Here is a 12938-nt window from a genome sequence, read left to right on the forward strand (position 1 = left end):
GACCGCAAGTATAAACAGGTCCATTATATTAGAGAAATCAATCGTTTTAATATTGTTGATTAGAAGAAACTAATGACACTAACCCAGATCCACGCCCTGCTTGCCGTACTTGAGTACGGTGGATTTACCGAAGCCAGCAAGCGGCTGTACATGACCCAATCCGCCGTTAGCCAGGCAATTTCAGCGCTAGAGGAAGAGCTAGGGGTTGATATTCTTATCCGAGAACGCCGCAAAGACATTCAACTTAGTCCGGCCGGGAGTCGGATCGTTTCACACCTGCGGACGATCGTGTCTGAAACCAACGCGGTGAAAGAGATTGCCGAGCAGGAGCGACAAAACCCGGCCAGAACCCTGCGTATCGGCTGCTTTCCCAGCGCCTGTGCCTGCATTTTGCCCGGCATCATCCACCACTTCGAACAGCACCACCCGCATATCAAAATTATCCCTTATGAAGAAAACAGCACGGCAATAGTTGATTCCCTGCGCAGTGGGGATATCGATGCGGGATTTGTGCATTTCCCGGTAAATGGCATGTACTGCGTACCGGTGTATCGCGACAAATTTACCGTTGTAGTTCCTGAAAGCCATCCGCTGGCGGCCAATAGCACGATTTCAGTGGAACAACTGGTTGGAGAACCGCTCATTATCAGCAAAGGTCGCTATGAATTAAGCATCATGGCGCTATTTAAAGAGAAGGGGATTGAACCGGTCATTAAATACGAGTTTAACCATCCGGATACCGCGATGAGCTTTATTCGTCAGGGGCTGGGTATAGCATTATTACCGGAATTAACGCTGAAGGCGGTTGGTGGGAAAGTACGCTCAGTCGCGCTGGAACCAACGTTCTATCGACAGATATCCTTACTGGCAAAAGAGCCGCCGGTGGACGGCAGCCCTTTATTTCTCCTGCAGGCATGTATGGAAACGTTGACAGCAGACGGCCTTATCTAGCAGTTAAAACGTTCATCCATTAAGGCCTGTGACCGGAGGTGCATCACAGGCCTTACGCCATCACTCTTTATTCAAGAATTTCACTGCCTTGTCGGGGAAGTCGGTGAACAGCCCGTCAACGCCCGCTTTGTTATAAAGAATGTCATACAGCTGGTTTACGTCAGTGGTGTAATCCGGCAGTTGATCGGCGCGAACGGTATAAGGATGCACTACCATCTTACTCTGATGTGCGTCCTGTACCATGCCAGTTAACGAGATATTGCCCTTCTTCGACTTCTCATCAATCAGCATGTGGTAGTCCGGCCCAATACCGTCAGCATACTGCGCAACCTGCTTCATGGCACCCGGTTTAAACATCCAGTCGTAGTTGTAATTCACCCAACTGCCGTCCGGCTTTTTCTCCTGGGTTTCATTCCAGTCAGTGTACGCAATCAACTGTACCAGATTGAGATCCATCCCCATCTTCGGTTCCAGTTCATTTTTAATGCGCTTCAACTCTGCAACATCAAAACACTGTAGATAGACCTTGTCGTTCTTGTCGGTATACCCGTACTTTTTCAGTACTTCCAGTGTTTTAGCCGCAATGTCCTTCCCTTCCTGGTGATGGAACCACGGTGCTTTCATTTCCGGGTAAATACCGATGTTTTTACCGGTGGAATGATTTAATCCCTGAACAAACTCAATCTCTTCTTCGAACGTGTGCACGCGGAAATCAGATTTACCCATCGGGAAGCGCCCTGGGTAGGTCTGGACCTTTTTGCCATTTTCGATATCGAAGCCTTCGGTAAATTTCAGCGATTTAATTTCATCCAGCGTAAAGTCGATGGCGTAGTAACGCCCATCTTTACGCGCACGATCCGGAAAACGCTCGGCAACATCGGTGACGCGGTCAAGATAGTGGTCATGCAGGACGACCAGATGGTCATCCTTGGTCATAACCAAATCCTGCTCCAGATAATCCGCACCCTGGGCATAGGCCATCGCTTTTGCTGGCAGCGTATGCTCCGGCAGATAACCGCTGGCGCCACGATGCGCAATCACGATTTTATCTGCGGCAACCGCTGCACTGCTGACCACCATACCTGCGAGCATCAGCGCCACGCTGAGACTTTTCAATGTGGTTTTCATCTATTAGCCCCCGTTACGCTTCAGTTCCATCTCTTCGTGATGGCGTTTTTCGCCAATCATGACGACTACCAGCAGAATAACCGCCAGCACGCTACCGCCAATCATCACCATAAAGCCGCCGTCCCAACCGAAGAAGTCAACGGTGTAACCAACAATGGCGCTCGCGGCCACAGAACCACCGAGATAACCGAACAGACCGGTAAAGCCAGCCGCCGTTCCCGCCGCTTTTTTCGGTGCCAGTTCCAGCGCGTGCAGACCAATCAACATTACCGGGCCGTAGATCAGGAAGCCGATGATGATCATACAAGCCATATCCACGTTCGGGTTGCCTGCCGGGTTCATCCAGTAAACGATGGTTGCAATAGTTACCAGCGTCATAAAGAACACGCCGGTCGCGCCACGGTTACCACGGAAGACTTTATCCGACATCCAGCCGCACAGCAGCGTGCCCGGAATACCCGCATACTCATACAGGAAGTAGGCCCAGGATGATTTGTCCAGTGCGAAATGCTTCACTTCTTTCAGGTAGGTCGGTGACCAGTCCAGGATGCCGTAACGCAGCAGATAAACAAACACGTTAGCGATAGCGATGTACCACAAAAGTTTGTTCGGCAGTACGTACTGCATGAAGATCTGCTTCGCAGTCAGCTCTTCTTCCGCTTTCTCGGTGTAATCGTCCGGATAGTCGTTCTTATACTCTTCGATAGGCGGCAGACCACAGGACTGCGGCGTATCACGCATCAGGGCAAAAGCAATCAGCGCGACGACGATCGCACCGAAAGCAGGCATATACAGCGCCGCTTTCCAGTCATTGAACCAGGCCATACCCAGCAGGAACAACAGCGGAGGCAGACCGCCACCCACGTTGTGCGCACAGTTCCAGACGGAAACAATTCCTCCACGCTCTTTCTGCGACCACCAGTGCACCATAGTACGGCCACACGGAGGCCAGCCCATCCCCTGGAACCATCCGCAGAGGAACAGCAGCACAAACATAATAGCAATACTCGATGTCGCCCACGGCACAAAGCCCATGAACAGCATCACTGCGGCGGCCAGAATCAGACCGGCTGGCAGGAAAACGCGCGGATTCGAGCGATCCGAAATGGACCCCATGATGAATTTCGAAAATCCGTAAGCAATGGAGATACCGGACAACGCAAAACCCAGATCGCCACGCGAGAAACCTTGTTCAACCAGATACGGCATCGCAAGGGCAAAGTTCTTACGTACCAGATAGTACGCGGCATAACCAAAGAAAATCCCCAGAAAAATCTGCCAACGTAATCGACGATATGTCGGGTCGATCTCCGCTGCAGGTAAACGCGCCGTGTGTGACGCTGGTTTAAAAATGCTCAACATAGTGTAGCCTCCGTGGCCGTCTTTCATTCGAAGTAAACACTGCAGTTCGTCATTACTACCCTACCGCTCCCAGTGTGGCCGCGATGTTAAGGAAAGATACATAACAAAAATGTGAAACGCAGCACATATTGTTACAGATTTATGACAAATGTTCATAAAGGCGCACGAAATCACGTTTCATTTTCGAATAATGAGCGATTATGCGCGAAATCAAACAATCCATGTTTTTTATGTGGCTAAATGATAAAAAACGAACTGTGAGGAAAAACAATGAAAACTCGCGACTCGCAAACAAGTGACGTGATTATCATTGGTGGAGGAGCAACAGGTGCAGGGATCGCACGTGACTGTGCGCTGCGCGGGTTGCGCGTCATCTTAGTGGAACGCCACGATATCGCCACAGGTGCGACCGGGCGCAACCACGGCCTGCTGCACAGCGGTGCACGCTACGCCGTCACCGACGCTGAATCTGCCCGTGAGTGCATCAGCGAAAACCAAATTCTGAAACGTATCGCCCGCCATTGCGTTGAGCCAACGGACGGTCTGTTTATCACCCTGCCGGAGGATGAGCTGTCCTTCCAGTCAACCTTTATTCGCGCCTGTGAAGAGGCAGGGATTCGCGCAGAAGCGATTGACCCTCAGCAGGCACGTATTATCGAACCTTCTGTGAATCCACAGCTGATTGGTGCAGTAAAAGTACCAGACGGCACGGTCGATCCTTTCCGCTTAACAGCAGCTAACATGCTGGATGCGCGTGAGCATGGCGCGGTTATCTTAACGGCGCATGAAGTGACTGGACTGATCCGCGAAGGCGCAACGGTTTGCGGCGTTAACGTGCGCAATCATCTGACAGGCGAAATGCAGTCCCTGCATGCACCGGTTGTCGTCAACGCCGCTGGGATCTGGGGTCAACGCATTGCGGAATATGCCGATCTGAGCATCCGTATGTTCCCGGCCAAAGGTTCATTGCTGATTATGGATCATCGCATTAACCAGCATGTCATTAACCGCTGCCGTAAGCCTTCTGACGCCGATATTCTGGTGCCTGGCGATACCATTTCACTGATCGGTACCACCTCACAGCACATTGATTACGACGATATCGACAGCAACCGCGTCACCGCAGAAGAGGTCGATATTCTGCTGCGTGAAGGCGAGAAGCTGGCGCCGATTATGGCGAAAACGCGCATTTTACGCGCCTACTCTGGCGTACGCCCGCTGGTGGCTAGCGACGACGACCCAAGCGGTCGTAACGTCAGCCGTGGGATTGTACTGTTCGATCACGCTGAACGTGACGGACTGGAAGGGTTTATCACCATTACCGGCGGCAAACTGATGACCTACCGCCTGATGGCGGAATGGGCCACCGATGCCGTTTGCCGTAAGCTGGGCAATACCCAGCCTTGCACAACGGCAGACACCGCGCTGCCTGGCTCACAGGAATCTACCGAGCATACGCTTAAACGCGTGATCTCATTGCCAGCTCCACTGCGCGGCTCGGCGGTCTACCGTCACGGCGATCGCACCCCTGCGTGGCTTAGCGAAGGCCGCCAGCACCGCAGTCTGGTCTGTGAATGCGAAGCAGTCACCGCAGGCGAAGTGCAATACGCCGTCGAGAATTTAACCGTCAACAGCCTGCTCGATTTGCGTCGCCGTACCCGTGTTGGAATGGGGACCTGCCAGGGCGAATTGTGTGCCTGCCGCGCCGCAGGTTTGCTGCAACGTTTTAATGTCACTACCGCAGCGCAGTCCATTACCCAGCTTTCCGACTTCCTCAACGAACGCTGGAAAGGCGTGCAGCCTATCGCCTGGGGAGATGCGCTGCGCGAGAGCGAATTCACGCGCTGGGTTTATCAAGGGTTGTGTGGTCTGGAAAAGGAGCACCAGGATGAAATTTGATACCGTCATTATCGGCGGCGGCCTCGCCGGACTGCTATGTGGCCTGCAACTGCAAAAAAGCGGACTGCGCTGCACGATTGTTACCCGCGGCCAAAGCGCCCTGCATTTTTCCTCCGGCTCACTGGATTTGCTCAGCAGCTTACCCGATGGTCAACCGGTGACGGATATAGAAGCGGGTTTGAATGCGCTGCGCACTCAGGCACCCGCACATCCGTATAGCACCATCGGAACGCAGAACGTTCTGGAACTGGCCCAGCAGGCGCAAAATTTACTGGAAGAATGCGGAACGCATTTGCAGGGCAAAGTGCATCAGGCGCATCAACGTGTTACCCCGCTGGGCACCCTACGCTCAACCTGGTTAAGTTCCCCGGAAGTGCCGGTCTGGCCGCTGTCCGCACAGCGTATCTGCGTTGTAGGGATTAGCGGGTTACTGGATTTTCAGGCGCATCTCGCCGCAGCGTCATTACGCCAACGCAATCTCAGCGTCGAGACAGCAGAAATCGAGCTACCGGAACTGGATGTCCTGCGTGATAACCCAACCGAGTTTCGCGCCGTTAATATTGCGCGCCTGCTGGATAACGAAGATAAATGGTCGCTGCTCTATGACGCATTGCTGCCAATGGCAAAAACCTGCGACATGATAATCATGCCGGCATGCTTTGGTCTGGCCGATGAGCGGCTCTGGCAGTGGCTTAACGAGCGCCTCCCCTGCTCGCTGACACTGTTACCGACCCTACCACCTTCGGTACTGGGCATGCGTTTGCACAACAAATTACAGCGCCAGTTTGTGCGCCAGGGCGGTGTGTGGATGCCGGGTGATGAAGTGAAAAAAATCACCTGTCAGGATAGCGTGGTCAGCGAAATCTGGACCCGAAATCATGCCGATATCCCCTTGCGGCCACGTTTCGCCGTGCTCGCCAGCGGCAGCTTCTTCAGCAGCGGGCTGGTCGCCACGCGTGAGGCAATCCACGAACCAATCCTGGGACTGGATGTACAGCAAACAGCTACCCGCGCCGAGTGGTATCAGCGTGATGTTTTCGATCCACAACCGTGGCAACAGTTTGGCGTAACAACCGATACCGCATTGCGTCCATCACTGGCGGGAAAAACGATAGAGAACATGTATGCCATCGGTTCCGTCCTCGGCGGATTCGACCCTATCGCCCAGGGTTGCGGAGGCGGCGTGTGCGCAGTTAGCGCCTTACATGCCGCGCATCATATTGCGAAACGTGCAGGAGGACAGCAATGAGCGACACACGTTTTGAAAGTTGTATCAAATGTACGGTGTGCACCACCGCCTGCCCGGTAAGCCGCGTCAATCCGAGCTACCCGGGCCCTAAGCAGGCCGGCCCGGACGGTGAACGTCTGCGCCTGAAAGATGGCGCGCTATATGACGACGCGCTGAAATACTGCATCAACTGTAAACGCTGCGAAGTGGCCTGTCCGTCAGACGTGAAAATCGGCGATATCATCCAGCGCGCGCGTGCCAAATACGACACAACGCGCCCATCGTTGCGTAACTTTGTCTTAAGCCATACCGATTTAATGGGTAGCGTATCCACCCCCTTCGCCCCAATAGTGAATACCGCCACCTCATTAAAACCGGTGCGTCAATTGCTGGATTACGCGTTAAAAATCGATCATCGCCGTACGCTGCCGAAGTACTCCTTTGGCACCTTCCGCCGCTGGTATCGTAGCGTTGCCGCACAGCAGGCGCAGTATCAGGATCAGGTCGCCTTTTTCCACGGCTGTTTTGTGAATTACAACCATCCCCAGCTCGGCAAAGACCTGATCAAGGTTTTGAATGCGATGGGAACCGGCGTGCAACTACTGAGTAAAGAGAAATGCTGCGGCGTGCCGCTGATTGCCAACGGTTTTACCGATAAAGCGCGTAAGCAGGCAGTAAGCAACGTGGCCTCACTCAGAGAGGCAATTGATGGCAAAGGCATTCCGGTGATTGCCACCTCATCAACCTGCACCTTTGCGCTACGTGATGAATATCCGGAAGTGCTGGATGTCGACAACTCAGGCCTGCGTGAACACATTGAACTGGCAACCCGCTGGCTATGGCGCAAGCTGGATGAAGGTAAAACGCTGCCGCTGAAAACGCTGCCGCTGAAGGTGGTCTATCACACGCCATGTCACATGGAGAAAATGGGCTGGACGCTCTATACGCTGGAGCTACTGCGACAAATTCCAGGGCTGGAGCTGACGGTGCTGGATTCTCAGTGTTGCGGGATTGCCGGGACTTACGGCTTTAAAAAGGAAAACTATCCAACTTCACAGTCTATCGGCGCACCGTTATTCCGCCAGATTGAAGAAAGCGGCGCTGATATCGTCGTCACCGACTGCGAAACCTGTAAATGGCAGATTGAGATGTCAACAAGCAAGCGCTGCGAACATCCTATCACCCTGCTTGCCAAAGCGTTGGGTTAACTCTGTTGCCCGGTAGCATTTGCTACCGGGCATTTTTGCGTAGCCCGTTCCGCTTAATTGAATACGTTGCAGTCGGGCGTATTTATCTCTAATTCATCCACGCAAAGAACCCATTTCCCACATGCAGTGCATATTAAAAGTAGATACCGTCACGCCATCTTCTCTTTCTGGTGACGGACTACCATGGCTAAATCCACTACATCTACACCGCATGATGCCGTTTTTAAAAAGATAATGTCTTACCCTGAGATGGCTCGGGATTTTCTGGATATACACCTTCCCATCGCATTACGTGAGATATGTGATTTACAAACGCTGAAGCTGGAGTCCACCAGTTTTATCGAACAGGATCTCCGCGCATACTACTCCGACGTAGTGTGGTCACTAAAAACCCGCGAAGGCCTGGGCTATATTTATTGTGTTATTGAACATCAGAGTACCGCGGTACCGCATATGGCATTTCGCCTGATGCGTTATGCCACCGCGGCGATGCAGCATCATCTTGATGCCGGGAATAAAACGCTGCCGCTGGTGATTCCCATGCTGTTTTATCACGGTCAACAAAGTCCCTATCCCTGGTCGCTCAACTGGCTGGATGAATTTGATAATCCGCAACTGGCACGACAACTGTATTCAGAGGCTTTTCCGCTGGTCGACATTACCGTAATACCTGACGATGAAATCGCGCAGCATCGCAGGGTTGCGCTGCTTGAGTTGATGCAAAAACATATCCGCGATCGTGACTTAATGGGGTTAGTGGATCGACTGGTCTCGCTATTAGTTACAAGCACTGCTAATGACAGCCAGCTACAAACGCTATTTAATTACCTGCTACGGTACGGCGACGTTTCTCGCGTCAGCGAGTTTATCCGCGAAGTTGCCGAACGATCCCCCCATCACAAGGAGAAGCTGATGACAATTGCAGAGAGACTCAGGCAAGAAGGCCACCAAAATGGACTGCAAGAAGGGATACAGCAAGGGTTAGAACAAGGAATGCAAAAAGGGTTAGAACAAGGGGTGCAAAAAGGTACGCAAGAAGAAGCCTTACGTATCGCTCACATAATGCTGGAACAAGGTATTGATCGTGATTTAGTTCAGTTAATTACCGGGCTATTGCCTGGCGATACCACCGCATGAGCCAGATTGGGAAGGCATTTAGCCTTCCCAATCAATAATTAAATCGTCAACGACTCAACCACTTCGATCCAGCCGTGTTCGCTAGCGATATCCTGATTGTTAAGCCAGCGGCGCAGCATATTTAGCGCCATCATCGCGCACACTTCCTGACGAATCGCCAGGCAGTAGCGATTTGCATTCAGCCTTACGCGCAAGGCGTGTGTCCCATCAGGCGTGGCCAGCGCAAAGTTAATATGTTCGTTTTCGAAAGCCGATATCGCGAGTGCCAATCCAGCATAATGTTTGCTGCGTCGTTCGGTTATCCAATGCGCCGTTTGCGCCAGCGTTTCTTCCTGAGGCGGAACCACTTCACTCGCCAACAGTGGCGCATTCGCACGAGAAAGCTGCAATGCCACCAGACCACCGGTGAATTGTTCGCTCAGCGTCAGGCTGAATTGCCGTTCTTGCAACGTGCGGGCGATTTGCGCGGGTAAGCCTTCCGTACCTTCAAAAATCATATTCTGCCCGGCAACCCGCTTAACTTCTGGCCACAGCGCCAGCATCGCTTCCCGTTGGGAATCCGGACCGGTCAGCTTCAGCTCAATAATTGGCATTGAGGAGCGATAACCCATTGTTACTCCCGGAGGCAACGGGAGCGGATCCAGACTCTGCGCCAGGTCGCTTTCAGAACGGCCAAAGGTGGTTAATCGCAGGCATAACGGGGGCTGAGCCAAAGAGAAACGCTCACGCAAACGAGGCAGGATCTCATGCTCCACCATGACTTTGAATTCTGACGGTACACCTGGTGTAAAGAACATCAGGCAGCGGTTAAGCTTCAGGGCGAACCCACACGCGGTACCCACCGGATTATTGATAAACTCAGCGCTGGCCGGAAGTTCAGCCTGTTTGCGGTTGCTTGGCGCCATCACGCGGCCACGATCGCGGAAATATCGCTCCATCTCGGCCAGCCATGCTTCATGCAGCACCAACCCTTCGCCTTTTGCCGTTGCCGCTGCCAGCGCGCTCAAATCATCGCTGGTAGGTCCCAGACCGCCATTAACGATCAGTACATCGGCGTGCTCGCTACGCTCACGCAAAACGGCGACCAAATCGTTAAGATTGTCACCTACCGTGTTGCGGCGTGTTAGCGGTAAACCCTGATTAAAGAAAAAATCGGCCAGCCAGGCGGCATTAGTGTCGACGATTTGTCCATGCAACACTTCATCCCCGGTGGATAGCATCTCCACGTTTAACATCGTGTTCTCCTGCTTTTATGATGAAAACACTATAACGCATGGAGGGGGGAAGGCGCGACTGAACGCCGCGCCAGAAATGTTAGAAGCTGGCGTTAACCCCAACGTACGGGCCATCAGCAATCGCGTTATCACGGTTGCCATCTTTGCCTGCCAGGTTTAGGTAACGATAACCGGCTTCGATGCTCAGCGGACGCATAATGGTCAGACGCGCACCGGCATTCGCTTCTTCATAGCTGTCGATACCGCTGGAAAGTGAATCAGGAGAGTAATAATACTCACCAAACAGACGGAAGCTATCGCCAATCGGCCATTGTAAACCACCACCGACAGCGGCAGCATAGCCTTCATCGCCATCATTTGGATTGGTATAAACACCTTTACCACCAACGGTCGCCATCAGCGGCCCCAGTGGGATATTCAGACCTAAACCCAGCCCGGCAACATCACCGTCGTCATCGTTATGCATCCAGTTACCGCTGACAGCCAGACCGGTGGTCTCAGTGCCCATACCGAATCCCAGGTTGGTGTAGTCTTCACCAGCCTGGCCGCTGATGCTAATCGCGTTCGCCGACGCGGAAACAAACAGCATTCCGGCAAAACCCAACATTAAACTTTTTTTCATTTTCTATCCTTTCCAGCAAGAATCAAAACATAGCCCCAAAACCGATGAATTGTACTGTCAGATGACGAGGAATCAATGAGCTAAAAAAGCGATGCAATGACATATTGTAACTAAATACTACTCACAAGATTTGTTAAAGGTTAAATTCTTGTGCCAATTACACAGATGGACGTCCCAGAACGTCATTTTCAACAAACATCCTGATTTCCCTGCCAAAGCGCTCTTAATTGCCAATGAAACATTTTTTCTGCCGCCAGCAAAAGGTAAGATGAGCACATGATGGAATTTTTCTATACCTCCCCCACAAGGACTCGAATGATGCGCCAAAGAACGATTGTTTGCCCATTAATTCAAAATGATGGCTGCTATTTACTCTGCAAAATGGCTGATGACCGCGGTGTGTTTCCCGGTCAGTGGGCGCTTTCCGGTGGCGGTGTTGAACCGGGTGAACGTATTGAAGAAGCTCTGCGCCGTGAAGTGAGGGAAGAGCTGGGCGAACAACTGGTGTTATCAGAAATTACCCCCTGGACCTTCAGTGATGATATTCGCACTAAAACCTATGCTGATGGCAGTCAGGAAGAGATTTACATGATTTATCTCATCTTCGATTGTGTGGCGGCGAATCGTGAAGTGAAGATTAACGAAGAGTTCCAGGCATTCGCCTGGGTTAAACCGGAAGATCTCGGTGCCTACGATTTAAATATCGCCACGCGTAAAACGTTAACCTTGAAAGGGTTACTGTAGGTTATCATTTTAATAACGGCATATAATTAACATTCCGAATAGCGGCATTGTACTCATAAACTTATAGCAAACAGCAATGCCGCAAAAACAGAAAAAATAATTTAATTTCATCAAGATAAATAAAAATCACCTCTATTTATCCGTCTATCCCAAACCTTAAACTCTTAAGGATAAATTAACCTTCAGTCATTAACCTTTATAGCCTGATGAAATAATTAACGACGCCCCTGTTTATCACTAAAAATAAAGCTTTGGTGGCGTTAAATGGCTTGAAGGAATAATGATGTCTGACTTTTTGCCTTTCTCTCGCCCGGCAATGGGTGCTGAAGAACTTGCCGCAGTGAAGGCAGTTCTGGACTCTGGGTGGATAACCACCGGCCCGAAAAATCAACAGCTGGAAGAAGCCTTCTGTCAGCTCACAGGAAATCAACACGCCGTCGCCATCTGCTCCGCCACGGCGGGTATGCACATCACGCTGATGGCATTGGGCGTAAGCGCAGGCGACGAGGTCATAACGCCGTCGATGACGTGGGTTTCTACCCTCAACATGATTGTCCTGCTGGGGGCAACGCCCGTCATGATCGATGTCGACCGCGATACGCTTATGGTCAGACCTGAGCAAATTGAAGCCGCTATCACCCCACGAACCAAAGCCATTGTTCCGGTACATTACGCTGGCGCTCCCGCCGACCTCGACGCGATTTATGCCATTGGCGAGTGTTATGGCATCCCGGTAATAGAAGATGCAGCCCATGCCGTAGGGACATTGTATAAGGGCCGTCATGTCGGTGCTCGCGGTACGGCAATCTTCTCGTTTCACGCTATTAAAAATATCACCTGTGCGGAAGGTGGACTGATCGTTACCGACGACAGCCAGCTCGCTCAGCGGCTTCGCAGCCTGAAGTTTCACGGTCTGGGCGTTGATGCTTTTGATCGACAAACCTACGGCCGGGCACCACAAGCCGAAGTGCTTGCACCTGGATACAAATACAACCTGACGGATATCAATGCCGCTATTGCGCTGGTACAGCTGAATAAGCTGGAGCAACTGAACTCACGCCGGGCGAAAATTGCCCAGCACTATCAACAAGCGTTGGCTGATACGCCATTTCAACCGCTGGGCCTGCCCCAATGGTCGCACGTTCATGCCTGGCACTTATTCATCATTCGAGTTGACGAAACGCGCTGCGGGCTGAGCAGAGATGCCCTGATGGAAGCGCTGAAGACCAAAGATATCGGCACCGGTCTGCATTTTCGTGCGGCCCATACGCAAAAATATTATCGCGAACGCTTCACTACCCTTTCGCTCCCAAATACTGAATGGAACAGCGCGCGCATCTGCTCGCTGCCGCTATTCCCTGACATGACCGACGCTGACACCCAGCGGGTCATCACGGCACTTCGCGAGATTGCAGGACAATAAC

11 protein-coding genes are annotated in these 12938 nt (G+C 52.0%); 7 read left to right on the forward strand and 4 right to left on the reverse strand.

The window, feature by feature from the left end:
- Positions 1-72: 72 nt before the first annotated feature.
- On the forward strand, positions 73-951 hold the full coding sequence (locus tag OGY18_RS10295; protein WP_008785317.1) for a LysR family transcriptional regulator: 879 nt from the start codon (positions 73-75) through the stop codon (positions 949-951).
- Positions 952-1011: 60 nt separating this feature from the next.
- Here OGY18_RS10295 and glpQ read toward each other — a convergent pair whose 3' ends face one another.
- A complete protein-coding gene (gene glpQ / locus OGY18_RS10300; protein WP_003834675.1) occupies positions 1012-2079 on the reverse strand; it encodes a glycerophosphodiester phosphodiesterase in 1068 nt (355 codons plus the stop codon).
- A gap of 3 nt (positions 2080-2082) precedes the next feature.
- Entirely contained in the window at positions 2083-3441 is a 1359-nt protein-coding gene (glpT, locus tag OGY18_RS10305) for a glycerol-3-phosphate transporter (protein WP_003834677.1), read from the reverse strand.
- 270 nt (positions 3442-3711) lie between these two features.
- On the opposite strand from glpT, the gene glpA reads away from it, so the two are divergent.
- From glpA to OGY18_RS10325, 4 genes are all read left to right on the forward strand, one after another.
- Positions 3712-5340: an anaerobic glycerol-3-phosphate dehydrogenase subunit A gene (gene glpA, locus OGY18_RS10310; RefSeq protein WP_286552914.1), complete on the forward strand. Its 1629-nt coding sequence runs from the start codon at positions 3712-3714 to the stop codon at positions 5338-5340.
- Entirely contained in the window at positions 5330-6589 is a 1260-nt protein-coding gene (glpB, locus tag OGY18_RS10315) for a glycerol-3-phosphate dehydrogenase subunit GlpB (RefSeq protein WP_286552917.1), read from the forward strand. The genes glpA and glpB overlap by 11 nt, the downstream gene beginning before the upstream one ends.
- Positions 6586-7776 (forward strand): anaerobic glycerol-3-phosphate dehydrogenase subunit GlpC, encoded by a 1191-nt coding sequence (gene glpC / locus OGY18_RS10320; protein WP_003834686.1) that lies wholly within the window; start codon positions 6586-6588, stop codon positions 7774-7776. The genes glpB and glpC overlap by 4 nt, the downstream gene beginning before the upstream one ends.
- A 183-nt stretch (positions 7777-7959) precedes the next feature.
- The gene (locus OGY18_RS10325) at positions 7960-8913 is read left to right on the forward strand and encodes an Rpn family recombination-promoting nuclease/putative transposase (protein WP_286552919.1); all 954 of its coding nucleotides are present in this window, start codon (positions 7960-7962) and stop codon (positions 8911-8913) included.
- Between the two features lie 38 nt (positions 8914-8951).
- Here OGY18_RS10325 and OGY18_RS10330 read toward each other — a convergent pair whose 3' ends face one another.
- Both OGY18_RS10330 and OGY18_RS10335 read right to left on the reverse strand, forming a co-directional pair.
- Positions 8952-10148 (reverse strand): nicotinamide mononucleotide deamidase-related protein YfaY, encoded by a 1197-nt coding sequence (locus tag OGY18_RS10330; RefSeq protein ID WP_286552920.1) that lies wholly within the window; start codon positions 10146-10148, stop codon positions 8952-8954.
- A 79-nt stretch (positions 10149-10227) separates the two neighbouring features.
- Positions 10228-10770: a YfaZ family protein gene (locus OGY18_RS10335; RefSeq protein ID WP_003834693.1), complete on the reverse strand. Its 543-nt coding sequence runs from the start codon at positions 10768-10770 to the stop codon at positions 10228-10230.
- Between the two features lie 318 nt (positions 10771-11088).
- Here OGY18_RS10335 and nudI point away from each other — a divergent pair, with 318 nt between their 5' ends.
- Both nudI and arnB read left to right on the forward strand, forming a co-directional pair.
- A complete protein-coding gene (gene nudI, locus OGY18_RS10340; RefSeq protein WP_125112762.1) occupies positions 11089-11514 on the forward strand; it encodes a nucleoside triphosphatase NudI in 426 nt (141 codons plus the stop codon).
- A 283-nt stretch (positions 11515-11797) separates the two neighbouring features.
- Complete coding sequence (arnB, locus tag OGY18_RS10345; protein WP_286552923.1) at positions 11798-12937, forward strand: UDP-4-amino-4-deoxy-L-arabinose aminotransferase; 1140 nt, start codon at positions 11798-11800, stop codon at positions 12935-12937.
- The last annotated feature ends 1 nt before the right edge of the window (position 12938 follow it).

Source organism: Citrobacter sp. Cpo142 (genome assembly GCF_030332425.1).
Lineage (GTDB): Bacteria > Pseudomonadota > Gammaproteobacteria > Enterobacterales > Enterobacteriaceae > Citrobacter > Citrobacter portucalensis.

Bases quoted from the DNA above. Each gene is read 5' to 3' on its own strand.
- OGY18_RS10295 (WP_008785317.1), top strand. From the start codon at position 73: ATGACACTAACCCAGATCCACGCCCTGCTTGCCGTACTTGAGTACGGT.
- glpQ (WP_003834675.1), bottom strand. From the start codon at position 2,079: ATGAAAACCACATTGAAAAGTCTCAGCGTGGCGCTGATGCTCGCAGGT.
- glpT (WP_003834677.1), bottom strand. From the start codon at position 3,441: ATGTTGAGCATTTTTAAACCAGCGTCACACACGGCGCGTTTACCTGCA.
- glpA (WP_286552914.1), top strand. From the start codon at position 3,712: ATGAAAACTCGCGACTCGCAAACAAGTGACGTGATTATCATTGGTGGA.
- glpB (WP_286552917.1), top strand. From the start codon at position 5,330: ATGAAATTTGATACCGTCATTATCGGCGGCGGCCTCGCCGGACTGCTA.
- glpC (WP_003834686.1), top strand. From the start codon at position 6,586: ATGAGCGACACACGTTTTGAAAGTTGTATCAAATGTACGGTGTGCACC.
- OGY18_RS10325 (WP_286552919.1), top strand. From the start codon at position 7,960: ATGGCTAAATCCACTACATCTACACCGCATGATGCCGTTTTTAAAAAG.
- OGY18_RS10330 (WP_286552920.1), bottom strand. From the start codon at position 10,148: ATGTTAAACGTGGAGATGCTATCCACCGGGGATGAAGTGTTGCATGGA.
- OGY18_RS10335 (WP_003834693.1), bottom strand. From the start codon at position 10,770: ATGAAAAAAAGTTTAATGTTGGGTTTTGCCGGAATGCTGTTTGTTTCC.
- nudI (WP_125112762.1), top strand. From the start codon at position 11,089: ATGCGCCAAAGAACGATTGTTTGCCCATTAATTCAAAATGATGGCTGC.
- arnB (WP_286552923.1), top strand. From the start codon at position 11,798: ATGTCTGACTTTTTGCCTTTCTCTCGCCCGGCAATGGGTGCTGAAGAA.